The sequence below is a fragment of the Xanthomonas sp. WHRI 7065 genome (assembly GCF_040203115.2).
Lineage (GTDB): Bacteria > Pseudomonadota > Gammaproteobacteria > Xanthomonadales > Xanthomonadaceae > Xanthomonas > Xanthomonas arboricola.
This window is the reverse complement of sequence record NZ_CP168194.1, coordinates 2,526,402-2,543,607: the sequence shown is the minus strand read 5'-3', so window position 1 is coordinate 2,543,607 and position 17,206 is coordinate 2,526,402. Positions and strand designations below refer to the sequence as shown.

Genomic DNA, 17,206 nt, shown 5'->3' with positions numbered 1-17,206 from the left:
CGGGAGGGTGACGCGTTCATGGCCGCGCCCCACTAGCGCGGCGTGGACGCTCGCGCAGCGCGCTCAGGCGTGCAGCGGCCCGGCGTTGCGGCGTATCGCCGTCGTCCTGGTGTGCGTTCGCCGCATCCAGATGGCGCGCCAGGCCGCGCAGCGACACATGCCGCAGCAGATCCGCGGCAGTGACCTTACGTTGGAAGCGATCGCTGACCAGGCGCGCCGCGGTCAGCAGATTCAGTGAGTTTCCGCCCAGTTCGAAAAAGCTACGATCGGCATCGACTATGTCGCTCTGCAGGACCAGCTTCCAGATCCCGACCAGGACGCCTTCGCTTTGGCTATGCGACGGCGTCCGCTCTTGCCGGTCCAACAGCAACAGGCGGGCCCGGTCCAGCCTGCCGTCGGCGGCGAGCGGCAGCGCACGCACACGCAGCAGCGACTCGGGAAGCATGTACTCAGGCAGCTGCTCGGTCAGGCGCTGCATGAGTTCGGTCTCGATGCCGATGGAGCGGCTCTCGTCGACCACGATGTACGCCGTCAGCGACGATCGGCCCGCATCGTCGGTGGCGATCCGCGCCGCGGCCGCGCGGACCCGCTGATCCGCGCGCAACGCGCCTTCCAGCGATGGCAGCTCGATGGCGCGGCCATGCAGGAGGGTGTCGCCGTCGGCGCCCAGGCAATACAAGGCGCCGTCGGCGCCGATGCGCCCGAAGTCGTCGGTCAGGCAGCGTCGCGCTCCGGCGATTTGCGACGCCGGGTCCGGTTGGAATCGCTCCGCCGTCCATCCGGGTTGCCCGAGGTAGCCGCGCGCGATGGCCGCACCGCGGATCGCCATCCGGCCGGTCGCGCCCAACGGCGCGTCGGCGTTTTGCCGACGCAACAGCTGCACGTTGGCGCGCGTCGAGGGCGTCGCAATCGGCGCGAACAACGCACGACGTCGCACAGGATGCAGGCCGGCCGGGTCGGCAGATTCATGCTCCCAGACGGAGACGGTGGCCACGTCCCACCCGGCAACGATCGCCGGCGCCGGCAATGTCTTGCGGTCGAGCTTGCCGTTCGGAGTCAACGGCATCGCCGGCAGCAGCACCAGCGCCGCCGGCAGCATCGGTGTGGGCAAGTGTGCGCGCAGGTGCTGGCGCAGTGCGTCCAGGTCGGGGGATTGCGCGCCCGCGCCGGTCACGTAGCCCACCAGCCGCGCGTGTGCGCCCGTGCCGTGCAGCACCACCGCCGCTTCGCGGACCTGCGGCCAGTCGCGCAGGCACGCTTCGATCTCGCCCAGTTCGATGCGATGGCCGCGCAGCTTCACCTGGCTGTCGTTGCGGCCCAGGTAGTCGAGCGTGCCGTCGGCGCGCCAACGGCCCAGGTCACCGGTGCGGTACAGCCGTGCGCCCGGCGTCGGCCCATGGGTGTCGACCACGAAGCGCTCGGCGGTCAGGCCTGCACGCGCTTCGTAACCACGTGCAACGGCGATGCCGCCGATGTAGAGTTCGCCCGGCACGCCGATCGGGACCGGTGCGCCATGCGTGTCCAGCACGTAGATCCGTACGTTCGCGATCGGGGCGCCGATCGGCACCTCGCCCGCTGGCGGCAGGTGCGCGCAGGCGTAGGCGGTCACGTCCACCGCCGCTTCGGTCGGACCGTACAGGTTATGCAGGCCTACCTGCGGCCACCGCGCGGCGAACCGCTGCGCCAGTTCGCGCGACAAGGCTTCGCCGCTGCAGAACACCTGTGTCAACGATGTGCAAGTCGAACCGGCACCGACCTCTTCCATCCCGGCGCCGACTTCCCTGGCGCCGATCTCTTCCACGAAAGCATCCAGCATCGAGGGCACGAAGTGCAGCGTGTCGATGCCTTCGCGCTCGATGAGCGCATGCAGATAGCCTGGATCGCGATGCCCGCCCGGCCGCGCAAACACCAGCCGGGCGCCGGCCAGCAGCGGCCAGAAGAACTCCCATACCGACACGTCGAAACTGCACGGGGTCTTCTGCAGGACGCTCTGGCCGGGTTGCAACGCATAGGCGTCCTGCATCCAGCGCAGCCGGTTGACCACGCCGCGGTGCGCGTTCATCACTCCCTTCGGCCGGCCGGTCGAACCGGAGGTGTAGATCACGTAGGCCAGCTGCGCGTTCGTCAGTCCGGGTACCGCGAGGGCGGCACCGGACAACTGCGCCCAGGTGTGCGGCTGGTCCAGCCACACCTGCTGCGCGGCGCCGACCAACTGCGCCGGCACCGGCGTGCGCTGGGTCTGCAGCACCACCGTCGGCCGGCTGTCGTGCAACATCTCGGCCAGGCGCTGCGGCGGCGCGTCCGGGTCCAGCGGCACATAGGCGCCGCCAGCCTTGAGCGTGGCCAGCAATGCCAGCAACAACGGTACCCCGCGCTCCACGCTCACCGCCACGCGGTGCTCCGGGCCGACCCCGCAGGCGCGCAGATGCCGGGCCAGCCGATTGGCACGCCGGTCCAGTGCGGCATAGCTGACCTGCTCATTGGCATCGACCGCGGCGATCGCATCGGGCGTGCGCGCCACCTGCGCTTCGAACAGCGTGTGCACCAATCCGTCGGCACAGGCGCGGTCGGTGGCGTTGAAGTCCTGCACCACCTGCCGCCGCGATGCGGCGTCCAGCGACGGCGCGTTCGAGGGTGCCAGCTGCGTATCAAACGGTTGCGGTAAGCGGATGAGATCTGCAATTGCCGGTCCATCCACCCTGCCCCGCGCCTGCATCGTCTCGCCGCGATCGCGCCGCCTGATCACGGCGACGCTGGACACCAGGGCCGATTCCGCGCAGGCATGGCCGTGCACGACGCGTTCGATCGAAACCTGGGAAAACAACCGGTTCAATGTGTCCGCGTACAAGCTCTCCGCGGTGATCACGATCACGCGCAAGGAGACAGGCAGCCCGCGCGCTTGCAGCATGCGGTCGACGACGCCCGGAACGGCGTGCATTACATCGGGTTCGGTGCACATCAGCGCTGCGGCCGCGTGCACGGTAGCTTGCGTGGCCACGAGCGTGCCGCCGCAAGCCAGCGGCAGGCATAACTCCATCAGGAAAGCCTGGTGCCATGGCGCGGCGGTTGCCAGCAAGCGAGCGCATGACGCGCGTTCCAGGTTCGCCGCCAGCGCCTCGACGGCGCGCACCAGCGCGCGATGCTCGATCGCGACGGCACCGGCCTGCGCGCCATCGCGCACCCGAACCCAGGCCATGCTGGCCGGCGGTGGCGCCGGCGGTGCGGCCTCGCCCGCGCCGGCCGCTATGTCCTGCCAGCGCCACAGCGGCAACACGCCAGGCACCGCACGATCGGCCAGCACCGCGAGCGCACCGACCTGCGCGAGAACGACGTCGACCTGCGCGGCTGGCCACTCCGGATCCAGTGCGAGCGGCGCGGCGCCGGCACGCATCAACGCGAGCGCGGCGATCCGGCACTCGACCGGATCGCCGATGCAGAGCGCCACTACCGTCTCGGTTCCGACCCGCATCCGCATCGCCGCCGCGGCCCGATCCACGCGGCGGCGCAGCCCCGCATAGCTCCATTGGGTGCTCGCGCCATCCTCCGAAATCGTCTCCAGCGCGATCGCATCGGGCCGGTCCTGTGCGTGCCGGTACAGCATGTCGACGATGGTCGACGCGCCCTGGGCCAATGCCTGCATCAGGTCAGGCGGCCGCTCCACCGGCAGCGCGTCGATCGACGACGGCAGCAGCGCAGGCAGGGCTTGCAGCAGCGCGACATAGCGACGCTGCAAGCCGGCGATGGCGTTGGCGGCAAACGCGCCGCTGCGGTACTCGAAGCGGACGGCCAGGCAGTCGGCGGCCTCTTCCAGGAACAGCGTCAAGTCCCGCACCGGCGCGACGAAACGCGACTGCACAGGGGTGACCCGCAGTCCCGGCACCTGTTCCGACGCCAAGGAAACATCCGCACGAATTTCCACACCCACGTTGAACGGCAACGCATGCGGACCCAGCGACGGGCGGATCCGGTCCAGCACCAGCTGGAATGGCACGTCCGAATGCGCGACCGACGCATTCCAGGCGATTTTCATCCGCGCCAGCACGGCATCCAACGTCGCCGCCCCGGACAGGTCGCAGCGCAGCACCAGGGTGTTGATCAGCAAGCCGATCAGTGCTTCGTCGTCGGGATGCGGCCTATGCACCACCGTGGTGCCCACGCACAAGTCGTCCTGGTCGACGTATTCGCGCAATAGCACGAACAACGCGGTCATCAGCAGCACTGGAAGCCCGACCCGGCGCGAACGTGCATGCGCGCGAAGCGCGTGCAGCGCCGGCGCCGCGAGCACGGCCTGCTCGCTGGCGATCGCGTCCTGTCCCGGATCCGCGGTCGAGGGCAGCAAGGTCGGGCGCAGCCCATGCAGCTGGCTCTCCCAGAACCTCAGCCCGTCGGCGAATCCGTCGCCATCGGCACGCGCGGATTCAGCCGCGGCATAGTCGCCAAACCGCTTGCGCAGCGGGGCAAGCGCGCCGGTCCCACCGCGCGTGTAGGACACGTACAGCGCGTGCAGCTCGCGGGTCAGAACCTGCACCGACCAGTGGTCGCAGACCAGATGGTGCAGGCTCAGCACCAGCGCGTGACGCCGCGGTGCGCGCACGATCAGCAACGCGCGCAGCAATGGCCCGCGCCGCAAATCGAACGGGCGGCGGCTCTCCTCGTCGCACAAGCGCGCGGCCACGGCGTCGCCATGGACCAGGCCGCTCAGGTCGATGCAGGGCAGCCGCGGCAGCGCGTCCGCACCGGCAACCAGCGCGCAGCGGTCCTCCGGACCATCGACGTGCGCGCGCAGGACGGGGTGACGGCGCGAAATTTCTTGCAGCGCCTGTTCCAGCGCGGCGAGATTGAGTTCGCCGGCCAGTTCGGCCTGTCCGCAGATGTTGAACGCGCGCGTTTGCGGAGCGATCAGGCAACTGCGCCAGATGCGTCGTTGTTCGAAGGTGAGCCGCGTTGCTCCGGCATCGCCCGCGTTCGCCGGCGCAACCTGGGCCGGCGCATGCGTCGAGGTCCTGCGGATCAGCTGGCAGATATCGTGCTTGACTGCGGCGAGTCTGGCGAGCTGATCCGGGCGCAGCCCGGGCGCGGGACACGAATAGCGCAGTGCGCCCTGATCTAGCCAGAGGCGCACGCCCGACGCGTTGAGTTCCGCCAGAAATTCGGACAAAGACATCGTGCCCGCCCGCTAGACGCTGCCGACAACGTGATCCGATGCGCTCCGCTGCTGCGCCTGGCTCCACAGGGTGGCTTCGATCACTTCGGCGACGCGTTCGACGTTGAGGTCGTCGGTCATCAGCAAGTTGATCGGAAGTTGCACTTTGAACGCGCTACGCATGCGGGCCATGATGCGCATCGCGCGCAAGGACTCTCCTCCCAGTTCGTAGAAATGCTGATCGATACCGACCACCGGCACGCCGAGCACCTCGGACCAGATGCCCGCCAGAACCTCTTCGGTGGTGGTGCGCGGCAGTCTGATCTCGACGTTGCCGACGCGCTCCTTCGGCGGTTCGGGCAGCGACTTGAGGTCGAGCTTGCCGCTGACCGTGGTCGGCAGGGTTTCCAGGCGCACGTATTGCGCAGGCAGCATGTACTTCGGCAGCTTGTCGCGGGCCAACTGGCTGAGTTCGTTGATGAGCGCCGGCTCGTCCCGGGTGTCGGCGAGGATGTAGGCCACCAGCCGCTTGGCTCCGTCCTTTTCCGAACGCACCTGCACGACCGCGCGATGCACGTCGGGATGCTTGCCGAGTACCGATTCGATTTCGCTTGTCTCGACCCGGAACCCGTTGATCTTGACTTGGCCGTCCATGCGGCCGAGGAAGTCGAGGCGGCCGTCGGCCATCCAGCGCACCAGATCGCCGCTGCGGTACATGCGCCCGCCGGGCGTGGCGGCGTACGGATTGGGCACGAAACGCTCGGCGGTCAGCGCCTGGCCTTGCACGTAGCCGTCGGCGAGTCCGGTTCCGGCGATATGCAGTTCGCCGGCGACACCGACCGGCACGGGGAAGCCGAATGCGTCCAGTACCAGCACCTGCGTGCCCGGAACGGGTTTGCCGATAAGCACCGACGGGCACAGCGGCGTGGCCTCGCCACGCGACACCGTCGACCATACCGTGGCTTCGGTCGGCCCGTACTCGTTGAAGAACGCCACCTTCGGCAGCGTGCGGCTGTGGCATTCATACAACTCGGCCGGACAGGCTTCGCCGGCCATGATCACGGTCTTCAGCGCCAGCGGACCGAGATCGCGGTGCTGTTGCAGCAACGCGTCATACAGCGAGGGAATGCTCAGCGTGTGGGTGATCTGTTCGTCGAGTACCGCGTCTTCGACCGTGGTCAGGTCGACGCCGGCCGATTCGGGTTGCAGCACCAGCCTGCCGCCGTCGACCAGGGTCCAGAAAATGCCGGCGACCGAGCTGTCGAACGCATACGAGGACAGCAGCAGGAAGTTCTCCACGCGCTCCAGGTAGAACTCGCGCCGCGCCAGGGTCGAATTGATCAACGCACGGTGCGGAATCTGCACACCCTTCGGCCGGCCGGTCGAGCCGGAGGTGTAGATCACGTAGGCAGGACGATCGCCCATATCCGGCAGCGCCAGGTTGTGTCCAGGCAGTGCGTCGAGCGCTTCGCTCTCGCGATCCAGCAGCAGCGGCCGCGCACCGCCGAGGCCGGCGATCTCGACCAGATCCGAGGTCGTCACCACGATTGCCGATGCGATGTCCTGCAAAGCCAGCTCGATGCGATCCTTGGGATTGCTCGGATCGATCGGCACGTAGGCCGCGCCGGCCTTGAGCACGCCGAGAATCGCCACGGGCATCCAGACCGAACGGTTCAGGCACAGCGGCACCAGATCGCCCAGGCGCACGCCGCTCTCGCGCAAATGTCGCGCGAGCTGGTTGGCTTTGCGGTTGAGCGCGCCATAGGAAAGATGTTCCTCGCCCTGGGTGACGGCGACGCGGTCCGGGGTGGCGCGCGCGACGGCCTCGATCAGGCGATGGATACCCTGGCAGTCCGTGGGCACTTCCGGCGTGGCGCTCCAGTCGTGGGTGAGCTTGCGCAGATCGGCGTCGCTGATGAAAGGATCCTCGTCGTAACGCCCGTTCGGCGCGGCGACCATGCTGTCGAGCACGCTCAGGTAGCATTGGCCGATCACTTCCATCAACTCGGCGGTGTATTGCAGGCTGTCGTACTCGACCCGCATTCCGAGCAGTTTGGTGACCGGGGCCAGATAGGCGTTGATGCAGTACGGGAAGGTGGATTCGCCGTAGACCTTCAGCCCCAGCAACTCAGCGTCGCTCCAGCGCTGCAGCACGTCGGCAACGTGGTAATGGTTGTAGAAGAACAGCGTTTCGGACAGCGGCTCGTTGCCGGCCTGGCGTTTGAGCTCGGCCATCGGATAACGCCGGTACGGCAGCAGTTCCTGCTCGCGCTTGAGCACTGACTGGGCCAGTTCCTCCCAGGTGCCGCCGGGCATCGGCAGCCGGAACGCCAGGCTGTTGACGAACAGCCCGATCACACCGTGGCCTTCGCTGTTTTCGGGACGGCCGTTGCCGACCGTGTAGCTGAGCACGTCCTTGCCGCCGCCGAACACGCTCATGACCCGCAGATGCACGGCCAGCAGCAGCGTCTTCAGCGGTACGCCGAATTTCTCGGCCAATGCCTTGACCGAATCGGACAGCTGTTGGGAAATCGGGATCTCGAACTTGATGATCTTGCGTGCGCCCTTGTCTGCCTTGAGCCGTCCGATCAGGCGCGGCAGGTTCATCAGCTGCGCGTCGTCGAGGTACTTGAGCCAGAACTCGCGGAAACGCTCGGTCTTCAACGCCACCTGTTCCAGCGCGATGGCCTCGCGGAAGGTCGTGGTCGGCAGCGGTGCCTCGTAGGGCTGGCCGAACACTGTGGACAGGTAGTGGGTCAGCAGCTCGGTCACCATGAACGCGTCGCTCCAGCCATCGATGATCTCGTGGTGGAAGCTGTAGCCGAGCTGGAATACGCCGTCTTCCAGCAGGTGCACCTGGTAGCGAATCAGCGGATAGCCATCGAGGTCGAAGCCGGTTTGCTTCTCCTGCTCCATCCACTGGTCGACCGTCTCGTCCTGGGACTGCGGCGACTGGCCGCGCAGGTCGTCGAACCGGAACGGCAGCTCGAATGTCTTGTGGATCAGCTGCAGCGGCCGGCTGTAGGTGGACAGGTCGAACGACGTCCTCAACAGCGGATGACGCTCGACCAGCTCCTGGATCACCTTGCGCATGAGGTCCAGGTCGAACGGCGCGCGGATGCGATAGGAGCACATCGCGTGATAGACGGCCGATTTCGCCGCGAACTCGCGGTGATAGATCATGCCCTCCTGGAGCAGGTTCAGCGGATACGCGTCCTCGATGTCGTCGGACATCGCCGCACGGTCCTGCGCGGAAATCAGGCTGAACGGCACGGTGTTGGGCGCCGATTCCAGCAACGGATCGCCCACGCGCACCTTCGCTGCCAGCTCGCGGATGGTCGGGCTGCGATGGATCTGCGCCACCGAGACCATCAGCCCCATCTTCTGCGCAAGCGCCGAGACCTGCACGCTGCGCAGCGAATCGCCGCCGAGGACGAAATAGTTGTCGTCGATGCCGATGCGCTCGGATTCGAAGATCCTGGCGAAGATGTTCTGCAGGACGCGCTCTTCCTCGTTGCGCGGCTCCACGTACGGCGCCAGCGTCATCACTGCGTTCTCGGGCGGCGGCAACGCGGATGCATCGCGCTTGCCGTTGCGGTTGACCGGAATCGCGGCGACGGTGATGAACGACGACGGCGTCATCGCGATCGGCAGCCGCTGCGCCAGCCAGTCGCGCAGGGCTTGCGGATGCACGCTCTGGCCAGGCCGCGCGACGATATAGGCGACCAGCCGGCGCTCGCCGCCGGCATTGGTGTAGGCCACGACGAACGCTTCCGCCACCGCGGGATGTTGCGACAACGCCGCTTCGATTTCGGACGGCTGGATGCGTACGCCGTTGACCTTGATTTCCTCGTCGACGCGGCCCAGGAACACCAGCGCGCCGTCCTCGCGGCGGCGGACGAAATCGCCGGTCTTGTACGACAGCCCCGGACCCCAGGGGTTGGCGCGGAACCCTTCCAGCTGGTCGGCGCCGGTGTATCCGATGGCAATCCCTTTGCCGCCGACGTGCAGTTCGCCGGGCGTGCCGATCGGGACCGGCTGGCCGTGGCGGTCCAGCACGTACAGCGCGGTATTGGCGATCGGATGGCCGATCGGCACCGCACCGTGTTGATCGGCCGGCCCCAGTTCCCAGGCGCTGCAGCCGACCGTCGCTTCGGTCGGGCCGTACTCGTTGAATACGCGCATCGTCGGCGCGTGGCTGCGAATGTCCTCGAGCATCGCCGCTTCCAGCGCTTCGCCGCCGATCACCAGCACGCGAATACTGTTGTCGAGAGTGCCTGGCGCCATCAGCCCGCGCAGGGTCTTCAGATGGGACGGGGTGATCTTGACCAGGCTGTAATCGCTGCCTGGCTGGAGCGCGCGCGCCAGCGCGGCGACGCCGTCGTCTTCGGGCAGCAGGACCACGCGCTGGCCGACCGTTAACGGCGCCAACAGGCTGGTGATGGTCAGGTCGAACGCGATCGAGGTATGCACCAGGGCGCCCTGCCCGCTGGCCAGGCCGTAGGTCGCGGCAGACCATTTCACGTAGTTGCTGAGCGCACGGTGCGGAATCGCCACGCCCTTGGGCCGGCCGGTGGAGCCGGAGGTGAACAGGACGTAGGCGACGCGTTCGCCGTCCTCATTGGCGGTCTCGGCTTGCGGCGGTGTCTGCGGTTGCGAACCGGTCGCGTCGAGCTGGTCGATGCGCAGCACCGCCACGCCCGGCGGAACCCGCTCGGCCAGCGCCGCTTCGGTGATCACCGGCGGCAACGACAGATCGGCGAGCAGGGCCTGGAAGCGTGGCGTGGGATGTTCGGGATCCAGCGGCACGTACGCGCGCCCGGCCTTCATCACGCCGAGCACGGCGACCAGCAACTCCGGAGTACGGCGCAGCAGCACCGCGACGTGATCCTTGCCGGCGGCGACGCCGTCTTGCGCGCACAGCGCCTGCGCCAGCCGTTCGGCGCGCGCGTCCAGCTCGGCGTAGCTCAGGCTGTCACGGCCATATACGACTGCGGTGTTATGCGGTGTATCGCGCGCCTGCTGCTCGAACAAACGATGGAACAGCTCCGAGCCCGGGTAGACGGTCGCGGTCTGGTTGAAGAACTCCAGCAGCCGGGTCTTCTCGCCTTCGGTGACGATACGCAGGCGATCGAGCGCGAGATCCGGCTGTTGCGCGATGTCGGCCAGATAGGCGGTCAGCCCGTCGGCGATGCGCTGCGCTTCCTCGACCGACCAACGTCCACGGTCGAACTGCAGCACCAACGCGTACTCGCCCGCTGCGGAGCGTTCGACCTGCAGGCTGAGCTTGCGCGGTGCGCCTTGCCGGGCCACGTGCGCAACCTGCACGCGTCCAGCGGCGGCGCCCGTGCCCAGATCGAGAAAATCGAAACCGCGCACCGCATAGGCATTGCCAGCGCCGACGTCGGGTCCGGCGTAATCCTGATGGGCGCGGATGCCGTCGACGACACCCATGAGCTTGCGCAATGTTTCGCCGAACACGTCGCTGTCGCGCCATTCCAGATCGACCGGAAGCCGCTGTTCGAAGGGGCCGATCGCGCGCTCCAGCTCGGCATGGGTACGGCCGTCGAAGCTGGATTCCACGCGCGCGGAGCTGGCACCGTCGAGCCGTCCGCAATAGGTCAGCCACGCGCACAGCAACGCCTCGCTCAGCGACGCGCCTGAGGTCTGCGCGATGCCTGCCAGGCGCTGGGCCACGGAGGCATCGAACGCGACGCTGACCTGCCCGGTGTCGACCGGCGCCTGGTCGCCGCCGTGTGATGCCTGGTAGGCAGCCGCGGCTTCCCAGAACGACCGCGCCGCGGCGTGCTCTTCGGATTCGAGCAGACTGTTGCGCCAACTGGCGTAGTCGGCGTACTGGTAACCGTCCTCGCCGGCGTCCGCGGTGCCGGCCAGAATCGTGGCGAGCTCGCCGGCGATCCGTACGATCGAACCGCGATCGACCACCAGCGGCGAGGCGGTCACAACCAGCGTCAGGGCATCTTCACCGCTGCGCACACAGGCGGCGCGCAGCAGCGGCCCGTGTTCGAAATCGAATGGTTTGCCGGCCTCTTCACGACACAGCTCCTGCAGCCGTGCAGCGGCGTCGGCATGATCGCGCAGGTCGGCACCGTCGCTCCAGGCACCGCCGTCCTCGACGATCACCTGCAACGGATCGCGCATGCCCGGCAACAAGGCGAAGCGCGTGCGCAGCGACTCGTGGCGTCGTTCCAGTTGCGCGAACGCCGCCTGGACCCGGCCCTCGTCGTAACCGGCGATGCGTACGACCCCTTGCACATACGCCTTGGCGTCTGGACGCCGCAGGGATGACCACAACAGGCTCTGCTGCGGCGAGCAGGTGAATCCTTGGATTGTGATGTTTGACATGGGAAATTGGTCTTCAGTCAGCGTCGGATCGGTTCTGCCGCCCGCGAACGGGCAACGATTATTCTGAGCGCCGGCAGTACAGCACCGGGTAGCGAAGCTTGAACTTGCTCAATGCGGGCCCTGCTGAGGCGTCGGAGGTCGCGGCGTCCAGTTCTTCGGCGATCAGGCCGTGGCACATCTTGAAAAAAAGCGCTCGCCGGGCGAGCAGTTGCTGCATCTGTTCGGCGCTGTCGTCGGCCACCAGCGCCTGCAGTTCGCGGCCGTTGAACCGCCGCCATGCCGCGGCCAGGCCTTCGTTGATGGTCGATTCAACCGGCGCGCTTTCGCCGATAACGTCGATCCCGACGAAGCCGGCCGCCTGTGCGAGTTCGACGTATTCATCCAATGTCGGCCAGTAGTAGCCGCTGCAGCCTTCCTGCGACAAGGCGTTGCTTATCCTGGTCTGCAAGCGGCAGATCGCGTCGCTGCCGGTCTCGATCTGGGACACGAACACGCCGCCTGGGCGCAGGCCGGCGTGGATACTGCGCAGGATCGCGGCCTGCTGGTTGTATCCGCAGTAATGGTTGACCAGGCGCATGGACGCCAGATCGGCGTCGTGCAACGGGCATTCTTCGATGTTGGCGAGCCGGGTATCGAGATTCAGCGCACGCGCATCCTGCAGGTAGCGCAGGTTGGAATCCACCACGGCGACGTCGCATTCCCGCCCGGCAGCCGACAGCGCGTTGCGCATCGCATCGGCGAGCACGCCCTGGCCGCCGCCGTAGTCGACGTAGCGAACTGCCTGCGGCAGGACGGGGAGCGCGTGTGCAAGGGCGGTGGCGGCAAATGTCTGCGCTTCCTGGCGCGAGGCGAAGAAGGAGATGGCCTCGGCTAAATTGGTACGCTCCCGCAGATCGCGCACGGTGCCCGCGGCGGTCGGCTGGAACCCTGACGTCTGCTGTCTCGCGTCGGCATCGCCGGCGTGTCGAAACATGCCACAACCTCCGGTTGCAAATCAGAGAGGAGCACTTCCTAATTCGTCGCCCTAACGCTTTGCGTGGCCGGCGGACCATCGGATGGTGGTCCTGCTGGAAGGCGGCCAAGCCCGCTTACATCATCACGTTCGATCACATCGTTTTGCTGCCGCCTGTGTTCGATCGGCGCAGCGACATCCAAACATTTCCGATGGTGCCTACTACTTCGTCCGCTTTTGCGTGGACGTCAATGTGTCGAGAATTCGGCCACTGTCGCGAATCAACTGGCCGATGCTGTGCGCGTCGAGGAACTGGCCGATCAGCAACGGCCCCATCGCGAACAACAACGGCTGGTCAGCGGTGGCGAACTCGGAATCGGCCCCAATGACTTCACGCGTGCCGGGATTCACATCCACGCCTCCGACGACGAGAGCGGGTCCACGGCGGCGCTCGATCAAGGCCGAAGCCCCTTTGCGTACTGCGATGGTGTCGGCGTGATCCGGATTGCGAAAATATCTAGCCGCGGGTTGCAGGATCCCAGAGCGCAGGGCGCCTTGAACAAGAGATGTCGGATGGTGTCGTATATCGCCCGAGCCCGCGTAGGCCCTCACGACATCGGTGAACTCCTGTATTTCTCGAAGCGCTTCCAGCGCGGGACTGGTCAACACTACCCCTTGCAGATTCGGAACACAAGCATAGTGCGGCCCGAGTGCCATCACCTGCAGATGCCCCGACGCCATCAGTGCCTGAAGCTTGCGTGCGCTGTGCAGCGTCATCGGCATCGCGTGGTGAAACAAGCGCGTGCGCAGGCGTTGATCGAAGTCGAACTCATCCTCAGCGCACAGCGCGTGCGAATACTCGCTGAGCACCGGCAACGTCGAGAACAGCGCGACTTGCCATGGCACCCGCAGCGTGTCGGCGTAGCGGCGTGAGCCCGATTCAGGTGCGAACGCAGCGCGCAGGTCCGACGCCAGCCGATGACGCAAACCGATGGTCGTGTCTGCGGCGCACCGTTTCCGCCCGGGTCCTGCGGCCACACGGAGCAAGCGCAACGACGGTCGCTGGCCTTGTTCAAGCGCGATTTCCTGTTCGAGCAGTTCGATGCACGCGTCGAGCGGGACGAATCCCTCCGCGTTTGCTGCGCCGCGCAACGACTCCAGCGCGGCCGCGGTCAGCACGCGCGCGGGCCGTAGCGACGGCGCACGTCCCCACACCCGCGGAAGACTGCCACGACGCGATCCCATGACGATGCTGAATTGTCGCGGCCCCTCGAAGCGCAATCCGCCGTCCGCCTCCTCGATGAAGCGGCCGACCCGGTGCGAAAGGCTGATCACCGCGTCCAGCGCGTTGAGATACGTGCCCAGCACCAGTACCCGTTTGGACGCGCGCGCGCCCTCGCGCAGCCAGCGTCCGCAGACGTCTTCCTGCAACTTGGCCGCAGGCCAGGGACTGACGTGATAGCCGGGAGCGCCTTCCAGCGGATCGCGCGGCTGCCAGTGGCCGCTCGCCAGCACCACGGCATCGGCGCGAACGCTGTCGCCGCCGGCGATCGACAGGTGCAGCGCCCCGTTTTCGCGCTGAATGGACGCGATCTCGATCCCCCGGCGCAGGTCCACGATCAGTCCGTGCTCGCGCAGCAACGACACCGTGTCCTGGAACTGGCGCCGCTGGTCGTCGCCAAACGCAACCCGGCTGATCGGCGCGGCCAGGCTGGTTTCGTGCTCGGCGAGCGTGTTGTGGCGGCTCCAGGCGAAGCCGGTGCCGAATTCCCAGCCGCGCTCGAACACGCTGATCCGCAGCTGCGACAGGCTCCGCTCGCCGCGGGCAAGGCGCTCGGCCAGGCCGAATAGCAACCACTTCGCGGCCTGGCCGCCGCCGACGATCGCTAGGTGCCGCCTGCCGTCGCTCCCGGCCCACGCTATGGCGTCGCTCATCCCGGCTCCACCGCCGAGGCCGCGATGCGATCGCTCATGCTGACCAACACGCTGCGCGGACCGCTGTAGCGCGCGCGTCCGTGCGAGTAGAGCATGTTGTCGAGCAGCACAACGTCCTCGCGCCGCCAGTCGAAGCCCAGCGCGTTGTCGTCGTAGGCGCGGTTGATCGCGGCGACGGTGGCGTCGTCGATGACGCCACCGTCGCCGTAGTAGGTGTGGTTGGGCAGCGCCAGGTATTCATGGCGCTGCAGTAGGCCGCTCGCGATCTCCTGCGGCAACGACGACACATGAAAGAACGCTGCATGGTTGAACCAGGTCGGCTCGCGCGTGTGCGGATGCAGGACCACCGCCGGCGCGTTGCGCCATGTCCGCAACACGCCGTCGTGCGACCATTCGAATCCGCTCTGGGTCGCGCGGCAGCGTGCCTCCGCCTGCTCGCGCGTATCCACCGCGAACACCTCGCGCCAGGACAGGCCGAGCTCGGGATGGAAGTTGCGTATGTAGCGCACGCCGCGCGCACGGAACTCGGCGACGATCGCCGGGTCCAGCGCCGCGAGCACGCGGCGGCAGTCGGCGATCGGCGTGGCGCCGCCGGCGTCGGCCGGGGTCCGGCAGTAGAAGGCGATGTGCCGCGGCCAATGGCTAGCGTAGGAGTTTTCGCAATGCATGCGGATGGCCTGCGATGCGGCGTACTCGGTCGAGGTGTAGACGTCCTCGCCGACCCGCATGCGCGGGCTGGAACGTTCGAGGTAGGCCATTGGCTCGTCGCCCATCGCCAGTACCAGCCGGCGCAGGCCGTCGGCGTCGCCGACGCGGAATCCACGCAGCGCGATCGCGCCATGACGGCGCCGCAGTTCGTTCAGGCGCTCACGGTTGTCGGCGCACCATGCGGCCAGGTCGACGCGGTCGGTGGTGGGCGAGATCAGCGGAATATCGAGGCTGCCGGCGGTGGGCAACTGCAACGCGACCAGATCCTGCGTGCTGTGCACGACCAGGCGCCGCTTCGCCGGCAATCGCGGCAGCTCGCTCATGACGCCGCGTCAGTATCTAGACGCACCGGCGCGCGTCGCGCGCCCAGCAGCAGGCGCCGGTCGTCGGCGGCGCGCTGTTCGCGCAGCGTCTGCATGCGCGCGTGCGCTGCCGCCCTGAGCCGCGCGGCGAGCGCCGGCATGTGCGTTTCCTGATGCAGTGCGTGCAGGGCGCATTCGAACAAGGCCATGACTGTTTGCGCCTGCTCGTCACCGATCGCCGCCGGCAGGTACTTGAGCTCGGCCAGGAAGTCCTCGCCCGGAGTGACCACCAGCACCAGCGGATAATGTTCACGCACGGTCGAGACCACGTCCGCGATTTCGCGAAACACCGCACCGCTCTGCGCGGCAAGTTGCCGCGGCAGGTTCTCGAACACCAGCAGGCTGTCGAACAGGTCCTTGCCGGCCTGGGTCCAACGCAACACCTCGGGCAGCGCGGCGTGGGCATGCTCGAGCCATGCGTGTTGCGCCGACTGGACGCCCGCCAGCCACGCGGCCACCGTGCCGTCGTGGGCGATGGCGATGCGCATGGGCAAGGTGTTGATGCACAGGCCGACGATGCGTTCGCTGTCGGGAAGTTCCGCCGGACGCACGCTCGCGGTCAGTCCGAAGCTGACCTCCGCGGTGGCCGCGATCTGGCCCAATGCCAGCGCCCAGGCTGCCTCCAGCAATACCGCCGGGGTCACGCGCAGACGCTTCGCCAACGCCGGCACGGCGATGTCGGCGGCGGCCAGGCGCACTGCGATGCGCGCCTGCTTCGCCGTCGCGGCCGTGGCGGTGTGCGCCAGCGAAAGCGGAGCGGCGCCGCGCAGGTAGGTTTTCCAGAACGCGGCCGCAGCGTCGGTCTCGCGGCGGGCCAGCCAGTTGGCGTAGTCCAGGAACGACGTCGTTACCGACGGCAACACGTCGCCGAGGTACAGCGACTGGAATTCCTGCAGCACGATCAACTGCGACCAGCCGTCCAATAGCAAGTGATGATGCGTCCACACGCAGCGGTGCTGGCCGTGTTCGGTCTCCAGCAAGGTCACGCGCATCAACGGCGCGCGCGCCAGATCGAACTCGCGTGCCAGATCCTGCTCCAGGAACGCCTGCAACGATCGCTGCGCCGCCTCGGCCGTCGCCCCCTCCAGCATGCGGTATTCGATCGACGGCATCGCATCGCGGTAGCGGCGCAGCCTGGGGTGCAGCGGATCGTCCAGATCCACCGCCGCCTGCAGCACGGCGTGCCGCTGCGCCAGCTGCTTCCATGCCTGTTCGACGCGGTCGCGATCGAGCGGGCCCGACAGCGCGCATGACAGCTGGCTGACATAAGCAGCCTGGCCCGCGTCGTGTTGGGAATGGAACACCATGCCCAGCTGCAACGGCGTCAGCGGCGCGGCCAGCACAGCGGCCGTCGCTGCCGTGGGTTCGATCGCCGGTTCGCCGGAGTGTTCCGCCGGCACCTGTTTCAGCGCCTGGGCCAGTCCGGCAACGGTCGGATGACGGAACAACAGCGTCGACGACAGTGGCAGCCCCCCTGCCCTGGCCTTGGCGACGATCGACACGCTGAGCACCGAGTCGCCGCCGAGTTCGAAGTAATTGTCATCGCGCGCGACCGCGATGCCGAGCACGTCGCTCCAGATGTCCTTGAGCTGCTGTTCCAGCGCCTGACCGGCGTGGTCCGCCGCGACAAGGGCGGCGTACTGCTCGGGTGCAAGCCGCCGCAACGCCTCTCGGCGTTCGGCCGACAGATTCGCGATACGTTGTTTCAATTCGTCCATTTCTCACCCTGTCCCAATGGGC

6 protein-coding genes are annotated in these 17,206 nt (G+C 67.5%); all 6 read right to left on the bottom strand.

Annotation, left to right across the window (positions count from 1 at the left end; genetic code table 11):
* Positions 1–16: 16 nt before the first annotated feature.
* The 6 genes from ABQY64_RS10765 to ABQY64_RS10740 all read right to left on the bottom strand — a co-directional run bounded on the left by ABQY64_RS10765 (position 17) and on the right by ABQY64_RS10740 (position 17,175).
* On the bottom strand, positions 17–5,164 hold the full coding sequence (locus ABQY64_RS10765) for an amino acid adenylation domain-containing protein (RefSeq protein WP_374151288.1): 5,148 nt from the start codon (positions 5,162–5,164) through the stop codon (positions 17–19).
* 12 nt (positions 5,165–5,176) lie between these two features.
* Positions 5,177–11,509: an amino acid adenylation domain-containing protein gene (locus ABQY64_RS10760; RefSeq protein WP_349780769.1), complete on the bottom strand. Its 6,333-nt coding sequence runs from the start codon at positions 11,507–11,509 to the stop codon at positions 5,177–5,179.
* Positions 11,510–11,567: 58 nt separating this feature from the next.
* Complete coding sequence (locus ABQY64_RS10755; protein ID WP_104576180.1) at positions 11,568–12,482, bottom strand: methyltransferase domain-containing protein; 915 nt, start codon at positions 12,480–12,482, stop codon at positions 11,568–11,570.
* Positions 12,483–12,683: 201 nt separating this feature from the next.
* Positions 12,684–14,396 carry a hypothetical protein gene (locus ABQY64_RS10750; protein ID WP_104576181.1) on the bottom strand — a complete coding sequence of 571 codons (1,713 nt, stop codon included), beginning with the start codon at positions 14,394–14,396 and terminating at the stop codon, positions 12,684–12,686.
* A complete protein-coding gene (locus ABQY64_RS10745) occupies positions 14,393–15,427 on the bottom strand; it encodes a TauD/TfdA family dioxygenase (protein ID WP_102252148.1) in 1,035 nt (344 codons plus the stop codon). Before ABQY64_RS10745 ends, ABQY64_RS10750 begins: the two co-directional genes overlap by 4 nt.
* Positions 15,424–17,175: a condensation domain-containing protein gene (locus ABQY64_RS10740; protein ID WP_349780768.1), complete on the bottom strand. Its 1,752-nt coding sequence runs from the start codon at positions 17,173–17,175 to the stop codon at positions 15,424–15,426. Before ABQY64_RS10740 ends, ABQY64_RS10745 begins: the two co-directional genes overlap by 4 nt.
* Positions 17,176–17,206 lie beyond the last annotated feature (31 nt).